The 26,461-nt window shown below is 67.6% G+C and carries 11 protein-coding genes; 5 read left to right on the top strand and 6 right to left on the bottom strand.

The window, feature by feature from the left end:
* The 5 genes from ABZV78_RS03265 to ABZV78_RS03245 form a co-directional block, all read left to right on the top strand.
* Nucleotides 1-1,057 (top strand): hypothetical protein (locus tag ABZV78_RS03265; protein ID WP_355635143.1); only part of this gene is annotated, 1,057 nt, incomplete at its 5' end.
* Nucleotides 1,054-3,687 carry a hypothetical protein gene (locus ABZV78_RS03260; protein WP_355635142.1) on the top strand — a complete coding sequence of 878 codons (2,634 nt, stop codon included), beginning with the start codon at nucleotides 1,054-1,056 and terminating at the stop codon, nucleotides 3,685-3,687. The genes ABZV78_RS03265 and ABZV78_RS03260, both read left to right, overlap by 4 nt.
* A 289-nt stretch (nucleotides 3,688-3,976) precedes the next feature.
* Complete coding sequence (locus ABZV78_RS03255) at nucleotides 3,977-4,756, top strand: DUF429 domain-containing protein (protein ID WP_355635141.1); 780 nt, start codon at nucleotides 3,977-3,979, stop codon at nucleotides 4,754-4,756.
* The gene (locus tag ABZV78_RS03250; RefSeq protein ID WP_355635140.1) at nucleotides 4,753-5,484 is read left to right on the top strand and encodes a PD-(D/E)XK nuclease family protein; all 732 of its coding nucleotides are present in this window, start codon (nucleotides 4,753-4,755) and stop codon (nucleotides 5,482-5,484) included. The genes ABZV78_RS03255 and ABZV78_RS03250 overlap by 4 nt, the downstream gene beginning before the upstream one ends.
* Nucleotides 5,481-6,095, top strand: coding sequence for a hypothetical protein (locus tag ABZV78_RS03245; RefSeq protein WP_355635139.1), 615 nt, complete (start codon nucleotides 5,481-5,483; stop codon nucleotides 6,093-6,095). Before ABZV78_RS03250 ends, ABZV78_RS03245 begins: the two co-directional genes overlap by 4 nt.
* A gap of 35 nt (nucleotides 6,096-6,130) precedes the next feature.
* Here ABZV78_RS03245 and ABZV78_RS03240 read toward each other — a convergent pair whose 3' ends face one another.
* The 6 genes from ABZV78_RS03240 to ABZV78_RS03215 all read right to left on the bottom strand — a co-directional run bounded on the left by ABZV78_RS03240 (nucleotide 6,131) and on the right by ABZV78_RS03215 (nucleotide 26,456).
* Nucleotides 6,131-8,335 carry an AAA family ATPase gene (locus ABZV78_RS03240; RefSeq protein ID WP_355635138.1) on the bottom strand — a complete coding sequence of 735 codons (2,205 nt, stop codon included), beginning with the start codon at nucleotides 8,333-8,335 and terminating at the stop codon, nucleotides 6,131-6,133.
* Between the two features lie 492 nt (nucleotides 8,336-8,827).
* A complete protein-coding gene (locus tag ABZV78_RS03235) occupies nucleotides 8,828-10,096 on the bottom strand; it encodes a serine/threonine-protein kinase (protein ID WP_355635137.1) in 1,269 nt (422 codons plus the stop codon).
* Between the two features lie 52 nt (nucleotides 10,097-10,148).
* Nucleotides 10,149-12,317, bottom strand: a complete 2,169-nt coding sequence (locus tag ABZV78_RS03230; RefSeq protein WP_355635136.1) for a UvrD-helicase domain-containing protein — start codon at nucleotides 12,315-12,317, stop codon at nucleotides 10,149-10,151.
* A complete protein-coding gene (locus ABZV78_RS03225) occupies nucleotides 12,317-18,745 on the bottom strand; it encodes a DEAD/DEAH box helicase (RefSeq protein WP_355635135.1) in 6,429 nt (2,142 codons plus the stop codon). Before ABZV78_RS03225 ends, ABZV78_RS03230 begins: the two co-directional genes overlap by 1 nt.
* Nucleotides 18,742-23,658, bottom strand: coding sequence for a class I SAM-dependent DNA methyltransferase (locus tag ABZV78_RS03220; protein ID WP_355635134.1), 4,917 nt, complete (start codon nucleotides 23,656-23,658; stop codon nucleotides 18,742-18,744). Before ABZV78_RS03220 ends, ABZV78_RS03225 begins: the two co-directional genes overlap by 4 nt.
* Complete coding sequence (locus ABZV78_RS03215) at nucleotides 23,655-26,456, bottom strand: SNF2-related protein (RefSeq protein WP_355635133.1); 2,802 nt, start codon at nucleotides 26,454-26,456, stop codon at nucleotides 23,655-23,657. Before ABZV78_RS03215 ends, ABZV78_RS03220 begins: the two co-directional genes overlap by 4 nt.
* Nucleotides 26,457-26,461 lie beyond the last annotated feature (5 nt).

Genomic DNA, 26,461 nt, shown 5'->3' with positions numbered 1-26,461 from the left:
TGACGGAGGCGCGTTGCGGGCCGGCCGACACTCCTGTCCGCCCGCGGTCAGCGAGTTTTTCGCTCCGCTGATCACGGCCACCGAACGGAGCGGTGGACTTGCACTTCCCTCTCCCGCGCTCAGCCGGCTGAGCCTGCAACACGAGGCGGGCACGCCGGACCTGGAGCCGCTGAGTGAGGTGCTCAGCGCGACAGTCAACGGACACCACGACCCGCACACGTGGACCGGCAACGACGTGACGAGGCGGGCCAGCCTACGCATTCTGGCCCGGGCCTGGCAGCTCAACCCCAGGGCCAGCACTTGGCTGGAGGCCTTCGCCACCGTCGTGGCGTACGGATCGGCGGCGCGGGATGACCAGCTGCTCGCCGGCGAGCAGCAGACCGCCGCATGGCGTGGAGTGGTGCTGCGTCGTCACTCGGTCGGCGCGTGGCGACGCCTGTGGGCCGCGCTGGTGGAGCAGGTCTGCGATGCGGGTACGGCCTCCCGGGGGCACCTACACGAGTGGATCAGCGAGCTGCTTCCCGAGCAGCCGCTCGCCGAGTTCGAGGCTGGCCTGCCGTCTGTGGTCGACGCGTCCGGACATCCCGCGCCGGCTGAGGACCAACTGCTCCGGGAGAAGGCAGGTGTGCTCACCGACGTGGCGTTGCTGTTGTTAGGCGCGCGGCGACTCGACTCGCTGACCGGGCTTGAGCTGTACTCATTTAAAGGTCGCCGTCCCACCTACCTTGACCCGACCTGGGTGGCGCAGCTACGTCGGGAGTTCAGTCAACGCCCCGTCACGGAGCTGGGTCGACGGCTCGTCGACGACATGCTGGCACAGTCCCGACGGGTGGCGTTGCGCAAGGTGACCTTCAACCAGGACGGGACGATGTCCCTGTTCAGCCGGCTACACGAGCGCAACGGCGCCTACTTCGCCGACTCGTCGGAGGGCAGCGGCAACATCGGACTGCGGATCAATCAGCTTGCTGGGATCGCAACACAGGTCGGGCTGCTCACCCGAGACCCGGCCCAACCGGTGACCCCATGGGGACAGCGGCTGTTAGGACTGCCGGCATGAGCGGGGTAGAGAGGTCATTTCGGTCGCCGCTGACGCTGCTCGAGCAGTGGCGGGACCGCGTCGATGCTGCCCGCCTGCGCGAGGTGGTCATTACTGGGTACACGGTCGACCTCGGCTTCCTGGAGAAGTTCGCCATCCCGACTGCCCGCGCGCTCGGCGCACGGATCACCATCCTGGGTGACGCCGTTCAGGCCGTGCACGACCCGGTGGACGTTCGGCGGGCCGGGGTGGCGTACCAGCACGGGCATGCAGCCTGCCAACGGGCGTTCCACCCGAAGTTGGTGGTGCTCCTCGGTGACGAGGACGTATGGCTGGCAATCGGCTCGGGCAACCCGACCCTGTCCGGATGGGGCTACAACAGGGAACTGTGGGCGGTCGCCCGAGGCAGCCGGCAGCAGGGACCGCAGCTGATAGCTGACGTCGCGGACTGGCTGCATGATTTGCCCGAGGTGGTTCGAATGGCCACCTGGATCGCCGCCACGCTCCGGCAGGTGGCGGAGCGGATCCGGCCGGCGACGCTGGACGGGCAGTGGTCGCAGGTGCGCGCTCACGGCAACCTCCGACGACCGCTGCTGGAGCAAGTCCCCACCGAGCCGGTCCGGGCGTTGCACCTGTCCGCGCCGTTCTACGACCCGCCCGCCCGCGCGGTCACCGACCTGGTCCGACGCACCAAGCCGGAGTCCGTACGTGTCGCGGTCCAGCCTGGCGTCGGCATTTTCGACGGCGCGGCGCTGGTACGGGCCACCGAGAACGTCGTGGACCGGGAGTTCGCGGTGTTGGTCGGGGGGCCTGTTCGGCACGGCAAGTTGATTGAGTGGTGTACGGCAGATGGTGCCATCGCCGGGCTGACCGGAAGCGCGAACGTGACCACGTCCGCGCTGCTGCTCAGCACCGTAGGCGGCGGCAACTGCGAGTTGGTGGTCCTCGCACCGCAGGACGGCTCGCTCTTCCCCCCAGGTGATCGGCAGCCCGGATCGGCGGTCGGGAAGCTCGTGTCGAGTTCGCCTACCTCGCCGGCAGACACCGGTCGGCCGGGGCCGGTGCTGCTGGGTTGCGCACTGGCCGACGGTGCCCTCTTAGTGGAACTCGCCGCCCCCATGACTGCACCGGTGCTAGTCGAGACCTCACCGTCTGCGGTACCCGGCACTTGGCTCGGCGTGGGCACCGTTCCCGTCGGGCAGGCAGCGGCCCGCTTCCTGGTTCCCGAGTTGACCGGCGGCGCGGTCCGCGCGGTGGTCGAGGTTGACAGCGTACGCCACGAGTCGGCCGTCGTCTTCGTCACCGACACGTCTCGCTGCCGGCCCCGAAAGGATGCCGCCAACGAGCCGCGGCTGCCGCGGTCGTACGACCCGGTCGACCTCTTCACTGACCCGGTGATCGCCCAGCGGTTCAGCGCCGACCTGGAGCGTCTGACGGTCCAGGTCGGCGCCGCTGCCCGGAACGTCCCGCACACGACGGGCAAAAGGGTGGACGTTCCAGTCGGGTCGAGCGACCGGTGGGCTGACTTCCTCGAGGACTGTGACCGGCTGCTCGGCCCGGACCTGTCGCGACTCGTCTTCCCGAGAAACGAGGTGGCTGAGACAGACACGAGTATCGTTTGGTCGATCGATGACGCCGACCAGGGTGAGGTCGCAGACGGCGAGGACGAGTCGGTCCTTGATGACGTCACGCAGGAAGAAGCGGCTGCCGGGAGACCCGCTGTATCCGCCGTCCCACCCGATGAGCGCAATCGCTACCGTCGCTTCGCGGCGCGCTGGGTAGCAGCGGTGGCCCCGCCGGCCAGACCGCAGGACGGCTCTACCCCGCCGCCGATGCCACTGCGGATGACAATCACCGCCCTCTACCTGACCCTGCTTGCCGCCGGCGTGTGGCAGGACGAGGAAACCTGGCGGAAGGATCTCCGGCGGCTGGCCGGGGCCCTCGTCCCCGACGACCAAACGCTCGACGAGCTGCCACCCGAAGCTTTCCATCGGCTGTACTCGCTGCTCGCGGTCGCCATGGCAACACTGAGGCAGGACGCCCAGCTGTACGGCGGGCGGGCGGAGGACGCTGTCGCCACGGCGGCGTGGCGGGACACCGCCGAATGGGTTGCGGAGGCGGACCCCAAGCTCGCGGAAGACCTCCTCCTGCCGGCGACCCAGCCCTACGCCCGAGTAGTGAGCAGCGCAGCCCTCTGGGACACGATCACTCTTGCCCGGCAGTCGCGCCACGATCCCTACGCGGCGGCTCGGATGGCTCTCGCCGAGGCCGGGGTGCCAGTTGAGTGCCTCGACGGTGTGTGGCACGTCGAGGGAGAGCACCGCAACGCGTATAGGACGGCGGCACTCGTTGCGACGGCGCTGCAACGAGTGGCCGATCAGGTGGTGGCGGTGGCCAGAGCGCCCGATCGTGCGGTGCTCATCGCCGCGGCCGGGCACACGATGGCCCTCGCCGACTCGCGCATGGCCGTGTGGCGACTCTATGAGCTTTCAAGCACCCGAACGCCAACCTCGCTCACGGCCGGGCATCCAGGGCCGCCGCCCGGGGCCCGTACCCGTCCCCTGGTTCCAAGTCCGTTGGAGGTACGGGAGTTGAGCGCCAGACTCGGGATCGATCTGGTCGCCCTCACTCTGCGGCTCAGGACGACGTGATCCGCCGAGGGCTAAGCCACCATCGGTGTACTCACCAACCGAGGCGCCCACTCCGGCTGACGCTGGGCACTATTTCACCCCCAACCGGCGAACCGCTGGCTCGGTGTCGAGAAGCTGAGTCAGTGGTGCAGCCGGCAGCGACGATCGCCTCCAGTGAAGCCCTGTCGAGTGATGCGGAGGGTCGATCCGATCGGATGATCTCAACTAGCCAGGACTGCGATAGATGTAGATCATGGCGTCGAAGCGCTACCTCGGAGTAGATCTTGCTTGGGCGGATCCGGCTGGGAGGGTGGCCAACGAGTCGGGCGTCGTCGCACTCGATGACGGCGGCACCGTCCTCGCCGCCGGGTGGACCCGGGGCATCGACCCAACCATCGAGTGGATCGACCAGCACGCTCATAACGACCTGGCGCTTCTCTTCGTCGACGCGCCGTTGGTCGTCACCAACCCGTCAGGGCAACGGCTGTGTGAGCGACAGGTTGGGCAACGGTATGGGCAATGGAAGGTCAGCGCGAACTCCACAAACAGGGCATCGCCCCGCCAGGCGGGAGTGGCGCTGCTCGACGCCCTCGTGAGCAGGGGCTGGTCCTACCAGGCAGGCCACGAAGGCCCGCCGGTTCGGGGCCGGGTGGTGAGCGAGTGTTACCCGTACACCACGCTCGTCGGCGTCCCGGCCTTCGGCTACGACAGTGACGGAGAGCGGCCCTGTTACAAGCGCAAGGCGCGCCGTTTGCCCGTGGCGGCCTGGCGGCCCGTCCGGGCAGCGGCCTGCGATGACCTGATCCGTCGGTTAGAAAAGCTGCGCAGCGCCGACCCGCCACTGCACCTCGAGTCGCATCCGGTCACAAGGCAGCTGATCACGGACGCCTCGCCGCTGGACGACCGCGCGTATAAGCATCGCGAAGATCTGATCGATGCGTTGCTGTGTGGATGGACGGCGCTGCTGTGGGGCCCGCCACGGCCGTATCCGCTGCCAGGTCCTCGGGCCGCCCGCGGAGACCCCACCCCCAGTGGCAACGATCATCGCACCCGCCACGGCGGCCCAACGTCGCGATGGGATGGTCGGTGACTGACGGCACTTCGGAGATCGCCTTCGCTGGCGACTCGCCCTCGTCGTGGCCTGCCGCGTTCGCCGCAGCCAGCGAGGCATGGCAGTGGCGTGTCCATCCGAACTCGCGGCCGTTGGTCGACAGCGAGGACTGGGACCGCCTATTCGACACCATGCGCGCCGCCCAGGAGGCGGCTGAGCAGGCGGGTCGTTGGCGCCGAGAACCGCTCGATCTGTTGACGATCTGTGGCGTCCATCGGCGCGAGCTGTCGCACAGCGCCGCCTTGGCGTGGCTTTGCGATCCCGAAGCCGATCATGGGCTAGGTGACCGGCTTCTACGTCGGCTTCTTCATCTCGCCGGCGGCGAGGTCGAGATGACTGCCTCTGTAGCTGTGACGACGGAAGTTGTGTGCAGCCGGTCTCGCGCCGACGTGGCCGTCGAGAGCGATTCCTGGACGTTGGTGCTGGAAGTAAAGATCGACGCTCCCGAGTCGGATCGGCAGTGTCAGCGCCTCTTCGAGGACTGGCAGGACGCACCGGAGGCCAGGTTTCTGTTCATCACGCCAACCGGCCGCCCACCACGAACCGCCAACACACCAGAGGCAATCGCCGCGTGGCGTTGCGCGTCATGGCGGAAGGTGCTGGAAGCCCTCAGCTCCGCGATCGACGAGTCCGACGGTACGGTCACCACCGCCGTAAGCCAGTATCGACAGACACTGCATCGGCTCTACGGAAAGAGACATCAGTGACGATCGAGAAGCCACTTTCCGAAGTCCAGCTACCCCCGATTGGGGACCCGCGAATCCGCTTCTACCTGGATCATCAGCAGGCCATCCACACGTGGGCACAGCTACGTGAGGACGCAAACCAGGCATTACACGACCTACTGCTGGACCTGGTCGACGTCCTCGCCAACGACGCGTCATCCCTGCCCGATGGTGACGACATCGAGGTCCGCGCTGACACAGATGACCTCCGCAAGCCTCGAATCGTCATCGCTCGGCGCCGCTGGATCGATCGCGGTAAGGCAACGGCCGCGATCGTGATCGAGTGGGGCAGGCACGTGATTGATGAACACGGCGAAGCCACCCTGTTCGTCGGCGTCCGTGCCGGCGAACGCGGCCGCCGTAACCAAGCGGTCAGCACGGAGCTGAGCCGACTCGGCCCGCGGATGCGTTCCGACCTCGGCGGGCCTCCGTGGCAACGGGAGGACGATTCCTTTCCGGTGTGGCGGTGGGTCCTGCCTGAGGGAACGGGCATCGACGAGGTGGCCTGGATGGGGCAGATTCGGGACGCGGCTTGGCGCTGCTGGGAAGTGGCATCCGATCACATCGACCGGATCATCAGAGACGAGACCTGACGCCGGGGAGTCCGCACAGACGACCGTCGAGAGGGTCAAGGGCGTGCGAGTGTGAACTCGACGATGGCATTGACCATCTCGTCGAGATCCTGGTGAGCCGGCAGACCGGCCTCCGTCATTCGCCCCAACAGCCCGCTGATGCGAGCCGTAGTGGTCAGGTCCACCCCGTACTCCTCCAGCACCCACGTCTTGAACGAAGGCCGGGTAGGCGCGGTCTCGAATTGTTCGATGATCAAGCTCCAGCTAGGGAAGTCCGGTACGTCACCTCGGATGGCCTCCTCGTTGAGATACGTGATGATGTCTGGCCGTTGGAGGGCGAACTCCTTGATGGCCCGCTGCCGCCCTCGGCAGGCTTTGTGCAGTTCGCGCAACTCTCGCAGCTTGCGCTCCTCCTGTCGGAGCCGCCCATCCGGAACCCCCTTGTCGACCTCGTCAAGGCGGGTGTAGTCGAGTAGTACCGCAAGGGGGATGTCCAGGTGCTGCTTGATGAAGTCTAGTTGCGGCACGTTGATCAGATTGTTGGTGCCTCCCATTCGTGCGATGGCGACACCGGCCTGGTGCAGACGTTCATGGTAGAGGGATTGCAGGATCAGTTGGTCGTGCTCTCCTTCCACGATAAGCAGGAGCGAGATCGCCGTGAACAGTTCTCCACGAGTGAGCCCCAAGTCGCGGGCGAAGACTGAACCTACGTGGAGATCAGCTGATGAGAGTGGCGACACGGTCGTTCCTCGGCGCCCCCGCTCGACATGGATGACTTGCCAGGAGGCCAGTTCCAGGAAATGAGGGCTATGGGAAGCGAAGACGATGTTCTGGCTCGCTGAACGTAGTTCGTTCAGTGCCCGTGCGGCGGAGCGCTGCGCCCGCGGATGCAGGTGAGCTTCGGGCTCATCGAACACCCGGACGGTCAGTTGCGGTTGAAGATTAGAGAGGTTGCGCGCGGCTTCCCAGATCGCTCGCTTCCCCTCATCCTCCCACTGCAGCAGCTCGCGCCGAGCGGCTGCAGTCAAAGTTGTCTCGACGGCGTCGAGGAGCTGATCCAGCGCTTCGCTGGTCCAGACTTCGAATCCTGCTAGAGCTAGCCGAACCCTGTCCTTGATCGGCGTGACGACGTGTGCGACCTCAGACGGTTCGAGGCCGCGCAGGACTGTGGCCTGCCAGGCCGCCCGCCGGGCGAACTCGGCAAGGCCACGAGCTGCAGTGGCGAAGGCCTCGTCCAGCCACCGCCGCTGCCCTGCCGCGAGTCGCTCCAGCGCGTCCTCGTCACCACGTGGCCCGTGGTCAGCCTGATGCCCACCGCGCTCCGTGACGGCGAAGTCCGCGTCCCCTCCCCCGCGCGCGACCAGTTTCACCTTGGGCACCGTCACTGCAAGCTCTCTGTTGGCATGGCGGGCGGCGATCGAGTGCAGCCACCAGTGTGGTTCCGTGTCCATATCAACGGCGTCGAAAAGAACGGCGAGACTCTCGGCAATGTTTGCGGCGGGCTTCAGGGCGGCACGGAACTCAGTCAGGACGTGATCGTCAATTTCATCCCAGTCGCGACGACGCGGCAACCACTCCAGATGCGCGGGTGATGTGTCCGTGGTTGGCAGGCAGAGCAGGTCGACGTGGCCGGGGAATCCCTGTCCTGCCGGCCTGGGGTCCATGCGGCCGGCAATCAGGCGTAGGGCATCCTTCGTCTCCAATACCACAGCAGGATCGGTCCTGACGCCGACGAGGGTGCGGGTAAAGCGTCTACTGATGGCGTGACTCCGCTCGATTGCGAAGTCCTGGAGCGTGTAGCGGACGATCGGACGCTCGCACTGCGAGCTCAGGTACTCCGCGACCGCGGGAGACGGGATTAGCGGCCGGAGCGCGTCGAGGAAGCCGGTCCCGTCGCGGATGCCGATGGCCACCCACCAGGCTGCGTCCGAGGGGATGCGGGACAACCGTCCTGAGTCCTTGCCGAAGGCGCGAGCAAACTGCTGCATCTCCGGGTTGAGCGCCGTATTGGGCGCCCAGGGCAGCTCGTCGACAGAGGTTTGGACAAGCAACTCGAGACCGCCCGGCCTTATCTCCGCGAGTCGTCTGCTCGCCAGCCGCACTGTCTCGCGCGTTCCCATCAGGATTGCCAGCGCCTCCAGGAAGTTTGTCTTGCCGGCGCCGCTGGCGCCGAACAACGCCATGCCATCCGACCAACGAACCCACTGCTCCTGCAGCCCCTTGTAGTGCCCTACCTTCACGGCCACGATCTTCGGCGGCACGCCGACACCCGAGTCAGACATTGAGCAAACCAGCCGTCCCGCAGGTGAGCATGCCGAGCAGCGTACGAAGACGACCGCGGCCGGACAACACCGATTCTGACCGGTTCTCCCGGCGACCTGCGGCAGTACCGTCAGCCGGAAGGACGATCCCTGGACGACCAGCGCCAGCCGCAGGAGTAGTGTCGTCGTGGCCGGCGTGGAGCAGACAGGGACGCCCACCGGGCCGTAGCTGGTCCAGGACGGCCACGTGAAGACGCCGCCATAGTCCTGCCGGGTCCACTCGACGACCCGACGGTCCGCAGTGTTCTTTGACGCTCCAGACCCGGCGGGAGGTGCCGCCACGCGGCCTGTGGTCAGCACGTAGACGATGCGGCGAATACTGGCCGGGCCACGGTCGGACGGATGCCGCCGCCACGCAGTGTCTAGACAGCGGTGTCGCACGCCTCGGCAAGCCGGAGGGGAAGCACCAGCGAGAACAGTCCATCCTGCTCGTCAACGCAAACGGGCAGCGGGTACGCCAGTAGTCGCTGGCTCGCCAAGCTCGAGCTGGCAAGCTATCGCCTGTTGCCGGCACTCGTGGGCAAGATCAGTTTGGTTGTCTGACTGATCCAGATCGAGCGCAAGCGCATCGAAGGCCTGGCAAGCCTTCCGGTAGTTACCCGCAAGCATGTACAGGTTGGCGAGATCGAGTCGTAGAGGAATCAGATCGTCGGTGGGCGGCCCACTATCGGAAGCTGAGCCGAGGGCACCTTCCAGTACCTCGGCCGCTTGCACGAACCGTTCGTTCTCGGCCAGTTCCTCTACCTGCGCCCGCAACTCGGCCAGTGCCTGCCGGGATCTCTGCATCGGCAAGGGATCTGCCGCAGCGGGAGAAGCAGGACCGGTCGGCCTGGTCCTCCGAGGGGTCACGACTCCGGCGCTGCCCCCGTCGAGGAAGGGCGTGAGGAGCTGCTCGACCTCTGCAGCCGATGCGGGCCGTTCTACAGGATCTTTGGCTAGCAGGCAGAACAGAAGATGCGCTAGGTCGTCGGGCACGTCAGACCGATACTCGGTGATGACTGGAATCGGTGACTTCATGTGCCGCCGCAGCATGTCCGGAGCATTCTTGGCCTCGTAGGGAGGCTTCCCGGTGAGCATCTCAAAGAGGATGCATCCGAGCGCGTACAAATCCGCACCAGGTCCGACGGCGCCGCCTGAGGCCTGTTCCGGCGCGATGTAGGCGGGTGTGCCAAGAGTGTGACCCGTGGCGGTCAAGCGGGACGACTCGGCAGGACCGAGCAACGCTGCAACACCGAAGTCCAGAACCTTGACGACTCCCGAAGCAGTGATCATGACGTTCTGCGGCTTGAGGTCACGGTGCACCAGCGAGGCGGCGTGAGAGGCGGCGAGTACGGAACATACCTGCGCGGCGACCGAAGCGGACTCCCCCACGGAGAGCCGCTCCTGCTCTGCGATGAGCTCGGCGAGCTGATATCCGCGGACAAGCTGCATGACGATGTACAGGTCCTCGCCATGCTCCCCGAGGTCATGGATGACTGGCACGCCCGGGTGGTCCAGACGGGCCGTGACTCGCGCCTCGCGCCGGAAGCGCTTGACCGCAATTCCACGCTCCTCCTCCGGCACCTCGGTCTGCCGCAGGAACTTGACCGCCACCGGCCGGTCGAGCCGCTCGTCGTAACCCGCCCAGACCTGACCCATCCCGCCACGCCCGATCGGGAACGTCAGCTCGTAGCGGTCGCCGATGCGATCCCGCGCCTGCACCTCTCGCCTCCCCTTGTCGCGCGCCGGTCCATTGCTAGGCAGTGGCCAGCACTCACGTTAGCTGTCGCTGCACGAGGCGAGCGGTCAGGAACGGGCTGGGCGTGCCGTGCCAGAACACCGCCAGCTCGTCGCGGGGCCGGGTGGCGGCCACGAACAGCAGGGACCGGTCCCGTTGGCGCTCGCGCTGGTAGCGCTTGGGATCGGTGTCCCGGTAGCGGCTGATCATCTGCCGGGGCACGAGGCCATCGCTGACGGCAGCGATGATCATCCGCTGGTACTCGAGGCCCTTGAATCGGTGCATGGTGCCCACGTGGATGCCGTCGGGCTGCTTCGGACCGTCGGGCCCGATCTCCACTGCGGGGAGTCCGTCGGCTTCCAGTCGGCTGATCACGTCGGCCGCAAGTTCCCTGGTTGGGACGCAGATGGCCACCGAGCCGTCGATCGGGTTGCCCCATGCCCGCAGTTGCTCGGCGATGAGGTCCCGCTCCTGCGCCCAGGTAGCGGCGCCCCGGAACACCGGTCGGCCGCCTCGCAACAGCGAACGGTAGCCGGCCAGGTCTTCCTCGCCACCGTCGAGGTCGTCGTACACCTCGCCGGTCATGATTTGGAGAGCGTCGGCAAGGATCTGCCGGGTGGTCCGGTAGCTCAGGGTGAGGCGAGACGAGCGGCCGCGGATGTTGATGCCGAGGCTGCTCAGGGTCACGTGGTTGTCGTAGATGCGCTGGTGTGTGTCACCGGTGAGGAACATGTCGTCCGCCCCCGGGGCGACCATGGCACGCAGCATCTTCCAGTGGGCGGCGCTGAGGTCCTGCGCCTCGTCTACGACGATGTGGCGGTAGCGCGGGCGGTAGAAACCGCCGGACGACTCGCTGGAAGCGGCTGCGCGGTCCATCTCCAGGCGTGCTGCCCGCTGGGCCACCTGGCGCCAGGTCCAGACCCCGCGGCCCTCGAGCCACGTGGTGAACCGCTCGGTCAGCTGCCAGATCTGGTCTCGTTCGACGCGGGTCAGGCTGCGGCCCCGGTTGGCGCGACGTGCCTTGAAGTAGTCGGTCCGCGAGTTGAGGACCTGACCGAGGATCACCTGGGTCCACTCGGCGGTGAGGAACTCCGCGTCCCAGCCGGACTCGCCGGTCTCGAGGAGGAACTCGCTCCACAGCTCGGAGACCCGGTTGTCGTCGACGACCCGCCGGCTTCCGCCCGCCTTCGCCTCGGTCACGACCCGGCTGGCCAGGCGGTCGATGTTGACGATGTCGACGCGCGCCACCAGCTCTTGGCCGCCGAGGGCCAGCAGCCGGGTCCGGAGGTCGGCGGCGAGGTTCCGGTTGAAGGTGGTGAGCAGGATGGGCTTGTCCGTGCCGGGCGGCAGTTGCCGGGCGAGGTGCGCGACCCGGTGCAGCGCGACGATGGTCTTGCCGGTGCCGGGACCGCCGCCGACCCGCGCGGGGCCGTTGTACTTCTTCTCGACGAGCTTGCGCTGGGTGGGGTGCAGGAAGATCTGCCACCGCTCGAAGGCCTCGCCGATGATCGCCTGCAGCGCCTCGTCGTCCGAGGTCACCTGCGTGGCGGGACGTTGCACCGCCGCCTCGAAGTCCTCCGGGTCGACCGGCTCGTCGGCCCGTACCGGGTCGGTGACCTGCTGGAGCACCTCGTCGTAGGGGGTGCCGTCGAAGAGCGCGAACAGGACGTCGGTGGTGAGCTGCGGCGCCCGGTCGAGCAGCTCCAGCAGTTCGGCCTCGGTGGTGAGTTCCCGGATCTGCGGCAGCAGCGGCTCGGAGACGCCCAGTTCCACAAGTTGGGCGTCGGTGTACGCGTCGAACAATGGCTTCTGCGCAGGCTCAGGGTCCGCGGGCGGAGGTACGACCCGACCGACGATGCTGTCACCGACCGGCGCCAGGTCGACGACTTCGATGCCACCGGTGACCCGGTTGATCCGGTACGCGTACCGCGACAGGTCGTCGTACACCTCGCCGCGATGCTTGACCGCGACGAGCAGATAGTCCCGGTCGGCGATGTGGAGAAGCAGCGCACGGTAGTCCTTGCTCACCCGCGCGGACATCAGCCGGGAGTCGCCGTTGAGCGCCTTCAGGTTGAGGCCGGGATTCTCCGGGTTGTGCCGGAACTTGTGCATGAACTCGTAGACCGCGCCGATGTCCGCGCGGGTGAGCTTCATGACCTCCTTGTCGGCGCGGTCCAGCATCCGCAGGGTGGCTCCGGTGTTCATCAGCTCTCTCCCCCACTCATCCCCGTGAGCTGTGCCGCCAGCTCGTCAATCGACCACTCCCGCGCGGTCCGCGCGTGCCAGCCCGCCTCGGCGTACGCCCGGTCGCGATCTTCCGTCTCCGGATCGTCGGGCGAACCGGTGAGCACGACGGCGATCCGCCGATCCGGCCAGGCGAGCTCGGCGGGCCAAGCCTGATCGCCCAGCTCGTAGCCGACGACCGGTACGGGCAGGTTCTGCCGCGCGAGCTGCTGGACGAGAAGCTCCAGCGTGGCCTCGTCGCGGTCCATGTACTGCAGTACCTCGTGCCACGGCGACTCGTCGTCGACCGGCTCCGCCTCGGTCGACACCTGCTGCGGCGCGACGCCGAGCCAGGTGGCAGTTTCCTCGTCCAAGGGCAGCGCCCGCTGGGCCAACACCAGTCCCGTGCCTTCGGTGACCGCCAACGACGCGGGATCGAAGGCGCCTAGGGTGGAGACCGCGAGCTGGCCGGCGTCACCGCCGCCGTTGGCGAGGAACTGGATGACGTTGCCCCAGGCGAGCCAGGCCGCCCAGCGCTCCTTGTGCCCCTCGCCGGCAACCGCGGCCGGGAGATCGTCGACCACGGTGAGCGCCGACCACGTTGGTAGAGGCTTGCTCCGGCTGTCCACGACCACCGTCACCGGACAGTCCGCGTTGTCACGAGCGCGGCCGACGATGATGTGGCGTTGCGGGGAGGGCGCGGGTAGAGGCTCGCCGCGCAGCGAGGCGAGCAACCGCTCACCGACTCCAGCCGAGTCGGTGGGGCTGTTGTCGCGGGCCTGCTTGAGCATGCCCGCCAAGGTCGCCTCCGCTCGGCGCTGCCATCGGACGAGATCCGGGTCGGCGAGGAAGCGCATCAGCTGCTCGACCGGGTTGGTCCAGATCGCCTCCTCCAGCTCGTCCGGGTCCGCGCCGGGGAGGAACTGCCGATACCGTTCCCGCGCCGTCTGCTTGCAGACCCCGCCGTACGGCGTCCAGCGCCCTTGCCCTTCGGCGCTCCCCCAGGTCTTGACGTCGTCCCAGGTGGCGGCGAAGACGAGGTAGCCGTGGGCGCGCAGCCGGGCGCGCTTCTCGGCGTCGTCGGCGAGCCGGTTGTACTGCGGCGAGGCGTGGTACTTGAACCCGTCGAGGTAGACCGCCACCTCCGGCGCCGGCGCGTCGAGGCGCTTGAAGTGCACATCGGGCCGGGTCCCCTTGACCGTGTTCTGCAGCTTCATCTGCCAGTGTGTGACGCTCTGCCCGCCGCCCCTGACGAACCTCAGGTCGGCAATCCGGGCGCCGTCGTGATCCGTACGCCGGTCGATACGCAGCCCGGAGCCCGGAGTCTCGCCGAGGGTCAGCAACTTGTTCAGGAACTGCAGCTCCAGCTCGCTCTCCACCTGGTGGATCAGCGAGATCTCGTCGGTGCGAGTGCCCTCCTCGACGTCCCAACTGTCGAGGAGCTTCTCGAGCATGTCCAGCGCCTCGCGCCTGCTCATGAAGGCGAAATGCTCATTGCGCGCGTAGCGCAGCAGGCAGCGGTGGCACACCGGCTTTGCCTCGTGCTGGCAGTCGCAGTCGGCGATGCGCTGCCGGGCCAGCTCAAGGACTGCCCGGAACTCGTCCGGCTTGGCGAGACGGTGCAGGTATCCCGTGCCCTGCGGCTGGGTGTCGTAGACGACCACGAAGTTGCGGGTGCCCTCGCTGTGCCCGTCGGGCATCGTGGCAGGGACGGCCTGCAGGTGGGCCGGCTCGCCGCCGTACTGTGCCGCGATGCCGAGCCGGATCGCGGCGGCGAAGGACAGCAGCCGCTCCTGCACCATCGCGGTCGCCGCCGGGATAAGGATGCGCAACGCTTCGGTCTCCAGCTCGTGGGCCAGGATCAGGTCCACATGGCTGTCCGGGCCGGCCGCCGACCGCCGGTACGGGCACCACGGCAGGTGGTGCTCCGCGCCTTGGATGACAGTCGCGCCCGAGGCCTGGGCGGCGAGCTGCTGGCTGGCCGCCGGGGTGCCATCCACCGTGGTGCCACCGCATGAAGTACAGGTGTGGAATCGGTTGATCCGCACCTCCTCGCCGGCGAAGAGTTCGGCGGCGCGGTCGTAGCGTTGGGCACCGAGGTTGAAATGGCGGATCATCGCGTGCCGGCTGTAATCGACGCCGAAGGTGTCGCGGGCGTGCCGCCACGACGACTCAACCTTGGCGGGGTCGATGTCGACCGCGACGCTGGTGGCATAGAAACGGCGGTCCCGGTCATCGCTGTCGTCCCGGATCCGGGCGTCGTCGCGCTTGTCCCGGCTGTAGACCCGCGTCGGTTGGAGCACCTGGAACAGCCGGCCGTGGTCGGCGATGCCCCCGTCCTCGCAGCGCGGGCACGGGCTGGTGTCCTCCTTGGCCAGGTGGGTGCGCACGTACCCGCACTGGGCGCAGACCCGCCACTGCTCGTACGCGGGCCGGTCGGCCGGGCCGATGTCAAGGCCGGAGATCTCGTGCTTGTAGCCGCGCACGTAGTAGCTGTTGCCGGGGGCGATCTCGACGAGAGCCGGGCGGGCGGGGCGGGCGTACTCGCGCAGTTCGCTGTGGAACCGGCGGTCGCCGTCGGTCTGCTCCTCCCAGGTCAGGGTTGCTTCGAGGTCGGTGCGACTGTCGATGAGCGCGTAGTTCGGCAACAGCCCGAACTCGACCAGGGTGCCATGGGCAGCGGCGGCGCTGACCTCCCGCAGCCGGCGGCGGACCGCGGCTTCCTCCGCCTTGAGCATCTTGATCTCGCGGGCATGGTCCGGGTCGCTGGGCACCAGGGTGCCGCGGGCCGTGGCGATCTCCTGGAGACGGCGCCGCAGATCGGCCAGCCGTTCCTCCCAGGTCTCGTCGGCCTCCTTCACCCGGTGCACGATGCCGTCCACCGCGAACTCCCGAAGCTGGTCGGCAGCGGCCCGCAGGACCTTGTCACCGAACAGCGCCAGGAAGTCCTCCACCAACCGGGCCCCGTCGCGCCGGCCGGCTTCGGCAAGGTTGGTGAGCCAGCCGCTCGGGCCAAAGAGCACGTGCGCCCGCCGGGGCATCGGCAGCACGCCGGGCAGCCGGCCGCGCGCGGCCAGGTCGATCAGGTGCGCCAGGTACTGCCGGCGCAGGATCTCCACGGCGGAGAGGAAACAACCGGGCGGCACGATCTGCCCCGCGATCATGTCCCTCGGCTCGGTCAGGTAGTAGCGGTCCCGCTCGCTACGGCCGACCAGGGTGAGAACGAGCGCGTTGCCGCTCTTGCGGCCGGCCCGGCCGGCCCGCTGCACGTAGTTGGCCGGCCCTTGCGGGAGCGACGCCAGCACGACCGCCGAGAGCGCGCCGATGTCGATGCCCATCTCCAGGGTGGGCGTGCAGGAGAGGACGTTCGGATCGGTGTACCGCTGCCCTTCGCGGAACTGCTGTTCGACGGTTTCCCGCTGGGCACGAGTGAGCATGCCGGTGTGTTCACCGGTCACCACGCGGAAAACGTCGCTCTCGAGGTAGAGCCGCCGGTAGTAGTCGTCGGGTGCGGTGTCATCGTGGGCGGGCTGCAACCGGCCGCGGCAGCGGTACTGCCGGCAGGGCTGACCGCTCCAGTCGGCGACCCGTTCGGGATGCTCGGTCTGCTGCCAGTGGCAGGTGTCGCAGCCGACCCCGGCCAGCACGGCAGCGGTGTCGTCCAGCCGGGTGACGCGCAGGTGGCCGGGCATCAACCCGTACACCTGGTTGCCGTCCTCGGTGTCGCCGGCGGCGACGATGCCGGCGGCGGCCAGGGCCGGCAGCAGCCGGCTGAGGTAACTGCCGGCGTCGCCCAGGTCCAGGCCCAGGCAGCGGAAGGTCCAGTCCTGATACCAGTTGCCGCGGGCGGTGATCGCGTCGAACTCGGATCGGGACTTCGGCGCCGCGAGCAGGAACGCAGGCGCCGAGACCCCCCGCGGGAAAGCGGGCATGCCGGCCGGGCGACCGCCCCACACCTGCCACCGGGTGCCGCCCCGCTTCAGGTACGGCGCCAGCCACTCGTGGTAGACCGCGCCGCGGGTCCGCAGCCGCTCCAGCAGGCCGCGAAGGAAGGCGAGGTACCGGGCGTCGTCGGGCGGCGTGCCGGCGAGCTGCCAAGGGCCGGTCAGGTGTACGTCCCGGCAGACCGCGGCGGCCTTCGCGGGATCATCGAGGGCGACCTCGACGCCGACGCTGCGGGTCAGCTCCAGCGTGCGGCCCTGGCGGGAGCGCAGCCCGACCTCCATCACGGTGGCGAACACGAGCCGCTCGCTGATCAGCGACCAGGTCTCCCGGCTGCCGGTGTGCTCTCCCGCGAGGAGGGCGTCGACCCCCGGCTGGTCGTGCAGATCCGGCGGGACGACGGTGGAAAGGATCTCCGGTCGCGCCGCCGCATCGATCATCTCGGCGAAGAGGTCGTCCAGTCCGACCGGCTGCCCCGGGTGCAGTCGGCTGGCGAGCAGGGAGCGCAGGGAGAAGGCGTACGAGCGGTTGGCGACGAAGCCGGCGCGGTGCGCGGCGTCCTGCACGGAGTCGTTGAAGAGCAGCGTCTTCTTCTCGCGCTCGTCCAACTCGCCGCCGGTGAAGAGCTGGGTGATCGCCACCGAGGCGAGGGTGGCCAGGCCGGCGCCCAGGAAGCGGATGCCGTGGTCCATCTGGCAGGACGGGCAGCGGTCCTTCTCGGCCGCGTCGATGGCGAGGATATCGCCGAGCACGACGATCGCGTCCTCACTCGGCTTCCGGTCCCGCTGCTCGTCGAAGGGGCGCACCCGCCGGCCGTACTCCAGGACCAGCAGGCCGCCGGAGCGCTGTCGGATTTCGTCGTCGGTCGCGGTGATCAGCGCGCGGACGCGGCGTTTATCCCGGCCGACGCTGGCCCGGTAAATCTTGTCCGGATCAGTCTCCAGCTCCTGCGGGTCCTTCTCCGGCGACAGCGCCATCCAGCCAGAGCGGCCGCAGTGCCGGCAGTAGATGGCGGGCAGGCGTGGGTAGCGGTTGTCGGCGACCACGGCGTCGGCGTCGGGCGCGTACGGGTCGAGCTCCCTGGGCGGTTCGCCGTACCAGCCGAAGGCGGGCTGGTGGGAGGTGCCGTGCAGCAGCCGGGAGACGGCACGTACCCACAGGTGGGTCTCGATGTTGAGCAGCGGCCGGCCCGGCGCCTGGGGATTCTGCGCCACCGAGAGCAGCCCGACGAATCGGGCGAGCGCCTTCGCCGTGACCTCGGGGCGGGTCTTCATGGCGCTGCCCCAACCGGTGGCGTTCTTCCGGGGTAGCACGTCGATGATCTCGTCGAGGGTGCACGGCCGCGCTTGGAGTGAGTCGAGCACCGCCTTGGTCAGCGGGTGCTGGCGCAGCAGCGCACCGAGACGTGCCGGGTTGTCGAGGCAGGACTCGCCGACTACCAGCTCAGCGACCTCGGCCATCATCCGCTCGGGGTCCCGGGCGTCGACGGCGGCGAGCTGCTCCGGGCTGGGCAGCGGCAGGCTGAAGTCCTGGTGGACCATGAACTCGCCCGGCTCGTAGCGGTCCTCCCCCACCAACGACCCGGCGTCGAAGGCGACGCCGAAGACCTGCTCGGCAACCTCCCGGATGGCAGTACGGCCGTCCCGGCCGCCGCCCTCGCCGAGGGTGGCGGAGGTGGCGACCGGGCAGATCGGCCCCAACGGGTGGTCCGGCTCGTCGAGTTCAAGCGCGGCGGCGAGCCGGCGCAGCAGCATCGCCACGTCGGTGCCCTGCGCGCCGTCGTAGGTGTGGAACTCGTCCAGCACCACGTACGAGGGCTCGGCTCCCTCCCAGAGCGGGAGGTCGTCGGCGCGCTGGAGCAGGAGGTCCAGCATCTTGTAGTTGGTGATCAGGATGTCCGGCGGGGTCCGGCGCATCTCCGACCGCTTGGTCATCACGTGCTGGTACTCAATGGCCGCGACGTCGCCGATGTAGAGGCCGGCGGTGACCCCGGCCAGAGCAGGGTCGTCGAGCAGCTCGTTGATGCGCTGGGTCTGGTCGGTCGCCAGGGCGTTCATGGGGTACAGCAGGATCGCCTTGATGCCGGGCTTCCCCTGCTGCCGCTGACGGCGGCAGTGGTCGAGCACCGGGATCAGGAACGACTCCGTCTTACCCGAGCCGGTGCCCGTGGTGATCAGTGTCGGATCGGCCGTCTTGCCCTTCGTCGACAGCCGGGCGAACGCCTTCGCCTGGTGCAGGTAAGGGGTGAAGTCGGCCGGGGCCCAGTCCAGGCACGCGCGCCAGTCCCCCTCCGCCGGGCGGAAGGGGGTGCGGATCCGCAGGTACGGCCCGCGGAAGATGCCCTGCTCCGGGTGGGAGAGGAACCCCTCCAGGCCCTGGCGTACACCCTCCTCGGTCAGCCCGAAGGTCGTGGTCAGGTATTGAGTGAGGGAACGGCGCAGGGTGTCGGCGGCGATGGTAGGTCTCATGACGTCTGCCAGCCCGCGTCAATCGCATCCTGTAGCCGCTTGCTAAACACGGCATGTGCTTGCCGATACTCGTTCTCCCGATCCGCCTTGTGGAACGGCGCGGCGTACCCGCTAGGAACCGGGCTCTCCTCTGGGTCAGCTAGGTGAGACACAAGCTGGTCGTAGTGCTCCTTCGTCTGCCCAAGTCCGAAAGTGTAGGAATCTGCCGCGATCTTTCGTCCAGTCTCATCAAACCACATCTGCTCCTCTCGCTCGGTGAGCGTGAAGTATCGAGAACGTAGCATTGCAATCAGCTCATCCACCTCAATGCCAAGCCAAGCTGCCACGAGCGCATCAATCTCCACTAGCGCCAGCCGACGCTCGCGCTCCATCCGAAGCGGAACTTCAGCCCCCCAGACTGGCCCAACGTCACCTAGTGGTCGGCCATTCAAGGGCCCACTCACCCAACTCTCTGCCTCCCAGCGCGGATCATAGAGCTCGTTCCACAGTTCCCGATAGGCCGCCGTGAGACAGTTGAGCCTTAGCACCCTCAGGAGGAGGCTCGAGCCTAGAGGATGGTCACTCTGAGGCATAGGCATTGCCCGGCAGTCGAGTGCCGTGAATTCGGAGCGCCCAGTGATTCGAAGCAGATAGTCCATGGGCAGCGCCGCAAAGAAACCAGCCACTAAGGCAGTCGCTCTGTTATCGCAAAAGGCGATGCTCTGAACTGCATGAATATGAGTAGGACCCGGCGGAAGCAGCGCGGCAAACAGCGACCGCTCCATGTTGAACGCAATCATCCGACGCCAGGCCAAACGGAAGTACTCCGTATAACGTCGACCGTTCCATAGGTCCTGGTTGGCACCATGCTCAAATTCATTGGCAGACAACGCATAGTTCGCGGAGGACACAAATGTAGGCGACACCAGTGAAAGATCTACTGGATCCCAGTCGTGGTTGTTCCTGTAGGGAACCCGCGGCTGCTTCGCGAAGGGGGTTGCAATGCCAAGATGCGGGCCCTGCATTACCAGGCCCTTGAGCTCATCGGGCTTTCCCGGCGACCAGACAATGAGCCCGGCCTTCTTTGCGCCCGCCTCGTCATACCCCCTGCTGATGTAATAATCATCTCTGGACATGCGTTGCTCGACCAGCGAGAGAGCACTAATAGCCCTCTCCTCCTCAGTTGTGATGGGCTGCAGTAGAGGAGCTTGACAAGGCGAGTCATCGGCGCCGCCGCCTCGGAGGCGATGCCAAATCTCCAACACGCTCTCGTCTACGTGGACCACCCGACAGCGATGCGGCCTGTTGTCCCACGTGCCGCCATAACGCTGACTTGGCACTGGTCCACTACCCGAATGTTCGAGAGATTCCGGCAAAACGGAGGCGCCATATAGGCGACTCAAATGACTGAATCCGATTGGGCCTTGGCGTCCATAAATATGCAGCCCAAATTCTACGTTTCTATTCGCGTCAGCGAACGCCCAGTTCGCGCCGTTCACAAACCCTGCATGCACACGCAGATGACGGTAAGAAGCCTCTCTGAGAGCAGCTTCCTTAGGCCCCGCAAAGTGTGTATCAGGATGTACCAGCCCCGCGACTCCAGATACGCCGAGGTGCGCCCAAACCCGGCACATCATTGCACGGTAGAGATTTGGGCGAGTACCGGCAATCAGCGGATACGTGACGACATGACCAAGGACCTCTGCCGTAGCGGAATTCGCGACCATCTCTTGAATGAAGGCAGACGCGACGGACAGTGAATGTAGCAACTTCTTCTTCCGGCTTCGCCATTGCTCGACAGGAGGTCGCTCCGTCAGCCGGAACCACGGGTCGTGCTCCGCGAGAACTTCGTCTTCCTTCCAGTCTGGACGTACCCACGGCGGGTTGCCGACCTGGAGGTCGAAACCCCCCTTGGCAAAGGCCTGGGCGAAGGTGAGTTCCCAGTGGAAGAAACCCTGCTGGTCGGCGATCTGGTGGGCGGCGAGAAGCCAGGGGAACCGGTCGGAGAGAGTCCAGGGCGCGTCGACGCCGATGACACCGTCGAGCTTCTGCTCGAACTCGCTCATCTCGCTCAGGCGCGTGAGGTTCCGGCCGTAGAACCGCTCGGTGTTGTCGTCCGCGTCGCTCCGGCCGATGAGCGCCTCAGCGAAGGCGAGCCAGTCGTCGAGGTTGGCCAGCGGCACCTGCTGGCGGAGCTGTTCCGCCACGGACATCCGCCGGGGGCCGCCGATCGGCTTGGTCGACAGCTTCATCTGCTGCGGCTGCACGTTCCCGAAGATGTCCTGGGCCTCGTAGACGACCGAATCCTCGTACGCCGGAACGTTCCTTACGTGGGACACCTGGACGGGCTCGGCGGGGTACGCGGGGTCAGTGCCGTCGAGCAGGCCGACCTTATCGAGCGGCCAGAACCACAGCGCACACCATACGTCCATCAGCGTCTTCAGCCGCCAGTACGGCGTGCCGGGTGCGGTTAGGTCGGCGAGGATCTTCTCGCGGGCCACCGCTTCCTTTACCGGCGACAGGTCGTCGGCGCCCCAAACCTCGATGTCGCGGCGGATCTCCCCTTCGGAGATGGCGAGCCGCTGCTGCACCAGGGCCCACAGGAACTCGACCCGCCGAGCAAGCGCCTGCAACCGCTTTACCTGCGAATTCTTCCCCTTGGCGGATGGGACGCGCTTCATTGCCGTACGCCAGGCCTTGAGCTTGGCGGTCTCCTCGGGTGCCAGTTCGCGCGCCTCCTTCTCCCCCGCGACCGCGCCCCACCCGTCGGCGGGGAGCAGGAAGTGGTGGATGGTGCCCTCGTCGATCGGCCCGTCCCGAAACGGCTTCTCGGCCGGTGCGCTGGTGAGCCACGACTTGTCGGCGAGCTGCTTCGGGTCGTAGAGCTTGCGCCCGCAGCCGATGAGCGAGTTGCCGCGCTGGAGGTGCAGGCCGAACCAGGGGGCCTGGAGGCCGGCGTGCATAACGTTGAGCCAGAGCGACACCTCGGCCAGCTCGACGGCCGTGCGGTTGAGGTCCACGCCGTAGCAGTTGTGCAGGGCAATGTACGCCTTCACCCGCTGGAGTTCCAGGTGGTACTGCTCGGGATCGAGGGTGACGTCGAGTTCCGTCTGCCGGCGGCGCAGGTATTCGGCGGCGACCTGGTTGATCGCCTCGTTGAGGAACGCCCCGGAGCCAAGCGCTGGCTCGCAGATTGTCCAGTCCAGCAGCTCACGCGCCTTCGTCTCCGTGCCGTCCTGGTCAAGGCGGTACTTGAGCGCAAGCTGGACGGTGACCTCGGTCAGCGACTGGGGGGTGTAGTAGGAGGCGCTGGTCTGCCGATCCCGGCCGGCGAGCCGGTAGACGAACGCGCCAGGGGCGTAGCTGACCCGGCTGCGAACGCCGGTGTACGGGTCCTCCTTGTAGACGAAGACGCCGTCCTCGTACTCCTCGGCCTTGGAGGCCGGGATCATCCACGAGCCGTCCTTGGGGTCGCCGTTCTTGGCGACCTCGTAGAGCTGCTCCGTGGCGACGAAGCCGGTGTAGGACATCAGGCCCTCGTATACGGCGCCGAGCTGGTTGATGCCGAGCTGGGCGTACGAGATAAAGCCGCCGCGGCGCTTCTTCGCGCCCTTGGTGAGCATCAGACGGCGCAGCACCTGGTAGAGGACCTTGTTGCGCAGCCGGGTGTCGATCTTCGGACCGTCGGGGTCATCGGGGTCGCTGCCCGGCTCGGCGATCAGCCGGCCGATGAGCTTCGTCTTCTCCGGCAGGAAGAGGTCCGACTTCATCGGTTCGAAGCGCAGGCCCTCGCCCTCGCTGGCCTTGTCGTCCACTTCCGCGCCACCGCGAGGCCGGTTGCCGTCGTTGACCATGCAGAAGAGCAGGTCGAGCGACTCGTGCAGGTGGAAGCCGCCCTCGGCCGAGGGGGCGAGCCGGCGGGAGACGAGGTCGCCGATGCGGGCGAGGCTGTAGCCCTCGAGGTACTCGCGGTCGTTGACCGGCAGCACGCCCAGCTCGGGGCGGGCCTCGGCGTAGAGCAGGAACAGGATCCGGTACAGGTAGCGCAGTGCTTCCCGGCCCAACTCCTTGGCCAGCTCGTCGAGGTCCATCACCTGCTGCGGCTGGTAGCCGGCCTGCCGGATGCGGTCGAGAACCTCGTTGGCGATGAGCTCGACGGAAACCTTCAAGCCCTCGCGCAGTTCGCTGGAGACGCCGACGGCGTGCTGGCGGGAGCCGGCGACCAGGTCGGCGAGGGGTTCGGTGCCGCCCTCGGCGGGCGGGCGCAGCGAGTCGGCCCCGAACAGGGCGGCGACGACGTCGTACTCCTTGTCGTCGTTGCGGCCGTAGGCGGCGTCGAGGCTGACGGCGAGGTACCGGCCCTCACCCCAGGCGCTGCGGTCGGCCAGGGTGAGGACGCCGCCGCTGAGGATGAGCACGTACCGGGGTGGGGTCTCGGCGGCGAAGAGCCAGGAGGCGAGCTTCGCGCCGGTGTCGATGGTTTCGTTCGCGGACAGGGTGACCGGGTCGAGCAGTCGGCCGGCGTCGTCCGGGTCCTGGGCGGCCTCGGTGTCGACGGCCCAGCCGCAGTCGAGCGCCACGATGCCGTGCGCGGTGGTCAACTCGGCGTGGGCCACCTTGATCTGGTGTTCCTGGCCGGCCCGCTCGACGGTGATGGTCTGCGGCTGCGGCTCGAACCCGAGCGCCTTAAGCAGCTCCTGGTGCAGCTTGCGCAGCCGCTCCGGGTCGAAGAACTCGTCGTCAGCCAGCTCGGTTTTGGCCTCGAAGTAGGGCCGGCGCAGGCCGCGCAGGCCGGTGCGAGGGGTCGGGTCGCCGGCCTTCTCCTGCTCGGTCCACTGCTTGAGCAGACCGCCCTTGAGGGTGGTGGGCAGGATCTCGGCCAGGTAGTGCGCGGAGAGGTATTCGCCGCGGTTGCTCAGCGACTCGAAACTCATGCTGCACTCTCCGTGGACGGTACGAGGACGGCGAGCACCCGCAGCAGCGGATCGCCGTCGGTTTCCAAGCGGTCAAGCAGGTCTCGCTGCTCCTGGACGGTGGCGTCGACACGCTGGCGGCGCTTCTCACGATGCGGCCCGGGCAACTCGTCGAAGAGACTGGCCTGCTGGAAGTGCGTCAGCTGCTGGCGGTATTTCCGTAGCGGCTCGGCGTTGGCCTCCGCCCACTCGTCGCGCTTGCCCTCCAGGTAATTCCGAGCAGCATCGACGGCCTGCGGCAGTAGCTGCCTCAACGGTTCGAGCGCGACAACCTCCGCCCGGTTGACCATCGACGGTCCGACGTTGGCCTCACGGAGCACCTCATCCATGGGCTGGATCTCTGGAGACGCGGGCAGGCCGGAAACGGCCATCCACTGAACGACGGTCGGCTGGCCGAGGCGGTTGGCGTAGACGCCCTGGATCAGGTAGGTCGGTGCGGTCACGTCGGCGGTGAGCACCGGGGCCTGCTGGCGGCCGAGGCGGATGAGGACCTTGTCGACCAGCCAGTCGACCATCGGGTGGACGTCGCTGAGGAAGGCGATCTCCGGCCACATCGGGGTCTTGCTCTGCCGGGCCTGGTCGAGCTTGCGCTGGGCGAGCTTGCGGTCGAACGTGACCTTGAGCCGCAGGTCCTCGCCCTCGCGGTGGGCGCGCAGGTAGGAGCGGGGCAGGTCGGTGAGCCGGTGCACCAGGTCGTCGGGGGCGAGGAAGGTGAGCAGCTCGTCCTCGCGGCGCAGGTCGATGTGGTCCTCGGGCCGGTCTTCGTAGATCTCGTACAGGGCAGTGTCGACGAAATCCTGAGTGGAGTCGAAGAGCTTAGGCACTCGGGCCTGGGGGACGTCCGCCGCGACGGGAGCGGTGCCGACGTCACCAAAGAGGTCGGCCATCACGTCGATCTCGGCGTGGGCGGCCTCGTAGGACTCGTCCACTGACTTGCCGTTGAGCAGGTCGCGGACCAGCCGGTCCTCCTCGGCCTTGGCGTCGTAGAGACCGGTCGCAGCCTCGACGCTGCCGAGGCTGCGATGGGCGACCGCCTCACGGTCGAGGAGCTTCTCCGAGACCGTACGGTCGTCCTTCGCGTCCTCCCGGTCGGAGGTGAGGATGAGCGCCCGGAACTGGGGCTGGTACTTCTGCCCGTAGCGGTCGATGCGGCCGTTACGCTGCTCGATCCGGATCAGGCTCCACGGGATGTCGTAGTGGATCAGGTGATGGCACTGCTGGTGCAGGTTGACACCCTCGGAGGCGACGTCGCCGGTAAAGAGCAACCGCACCTCGCTGCCGGCCAGCTCGAACTCCTGCAGGATTCTCTGCTCCTCGAGGTCCGGCACGACGCCATGCAGCACCCGCACGGCGTTCGGCTTGAGGCCGAGCAGGCCGGGGACGACCTCGGCGAGCCACTTGATGGTCGGGACCCGCTCGGAGAAGACCACCGCCCGGGTATCGCTGCCCTTGCCGACGCCAATTTTCTTCAGCTCGTCGACCAGTTTCTGGAGCTTGCTCGAGTCGCGGTCGGTCATCGCAGAGGTCAGCTCTGCGAGCCGGTCCAGCGCCATCCGCTCGGTGCCGATGGCCTTCTTCCACCGGTTGGTCACCGTCTCGTGCAGTGCCCGGTGTGAGGAGAGGAAGGACTTCAAGAGCGTGTACGGGAAGAGCCGGTGCTGGCCGGTGATCGCCTCGTCGCTCCACTTGCCCGCGAGCCACACGTCGGTCAGCTCGTCGAATATCTGCTCCTCGAGCGGGCTGGCCTGGCAGTGCACCGCCTGGGACGGGCCACGGTCGGCCCACCGGTCGCCGATCTGGTCGCGTACCTCCGGGCTGATCTTGGTGCGGCGCAGGTAGAGGTGGGCGATGTCCTTGGCGTCGTAGTCCTTCTCGTTGGCGATGGCCGCCGGGTCGAGCAGCGAGATCAGCTGGGCGAAGGACTCCCTGTTGCCGTTGTGCGGGGTGGCGCTGGCCAGCAGCAGGGCGTCGGTCTTCGCGGCGAGGCGGCGGGCCAGCTCATTGCGCTGGGTGCCCTTGTTGATGAGGTTGTGCGACTCGTCGATGACGACGACGTCCCAGGTCGTCGCGTCGAGGTGGTGGCCGAACTGACCAGCGTCCTTGAGTGTGTCGACGGAGATGATGGCCCGCTTGAAGTAGGTGAACGGGTTCCGCCCGGCGGGGATCTCCTGCTGGATGCGCTGGATGCCGGTCGAGTCGAGCCGCACCAGCGGGATGGCGAACCGGGTCCAGAGTTCCCGCTGGAACTGCTCCAGCACCTGCTGCGGGGAGACGACCAGGATCCGGTCGCCCCGGCCCCGGCGGATCAGCTCGGCAAGGATAAGGCCGATCTCCAGGGTCTTACCGAGACCGACCACGTCGGCGAGCAGGATCCGCGGCCGCAGGCCGGACAGGGCCAGCTCAACCGGGCGCTGCTGATAGGTCAGCGGGTCGAGCAGGAACCGGTCGGCCAAGGCCAGGCCGCGCTCGGTGCGGGGCAGCGGCGTACGCCGCAGCACCGCCTCCAGAAAGAGCCGGCTCTGCCGGAACCGGGACGAGGTGTCCGGGACCAGGACCGTGTCCTCGGGGCGCATCGCCTGGATCTCGTCAAGCGCGGTGAAGAAGGTCGCCTCGACGTCTTGCACGAACTCGGAGACGCCGACGGCCTTGACCATGGTGCCGTCCGCGGTGCCGGTCTTGACGCTGCGAACCAGCCACTCCTCGTCCCGGACGACGATGCGGGAGCCCGGGGCGAAGGTGGCGTCCTGGGAGGTGGTCATCGGTG

Source organism: Micromonospora sp. NPDC004540 (genome assembly GCF_040610095.1).
Lineage (GTDB): Bacteria > Actinomycetota > Actinomycetes > Mycobacteriales > Micromonosporaceae > Micromonospora.
This window is presented reverse-complemented; position numbering and strand designations above follow the sequence as displayed.

Excerpts from the sequence above, each read along its gene's own strand:
- ABZV78_RS03215 (WP_355635133.1), bottom strand. The coding sequence starts at position 26,456 with ATGACCACCTCCCAGGACGCCACCTTCGCCCCGGGCTCCCGCATCGTC.
- ABZV78_RS03225 (WP_355635135.1), bottom strand. The coding sequence starts at position 18,745 with ATGAGACCTACCATCGCCGCCGACACCCTGCGCCGTTCCCTCACTCAA.
- ABZV78_RS03260 (WP_355635142.1), top strand. The coding sequence starts at position 1,054 with ATGAGCGGGGTAGAGAGGTCATTTCGGTCGCCGCTGACGCTGCTCGAG.
- ABZV78_RS03220 (WP_355635134.1), bottom strand. The coding sequence starts at position 23,658 with ATGAGTTTCGAGTCGCTGAGCAACCGCGGCGAATACCTCTCCGCGCAC.
- ABZV78_RS03230 (WP_355635136.1), bottom strand. The coding sequence starts at position 12,317 with ATGAACACCGGAGCCACCCTGCGGATGCTGGACCGCGCCGACAAGGAG.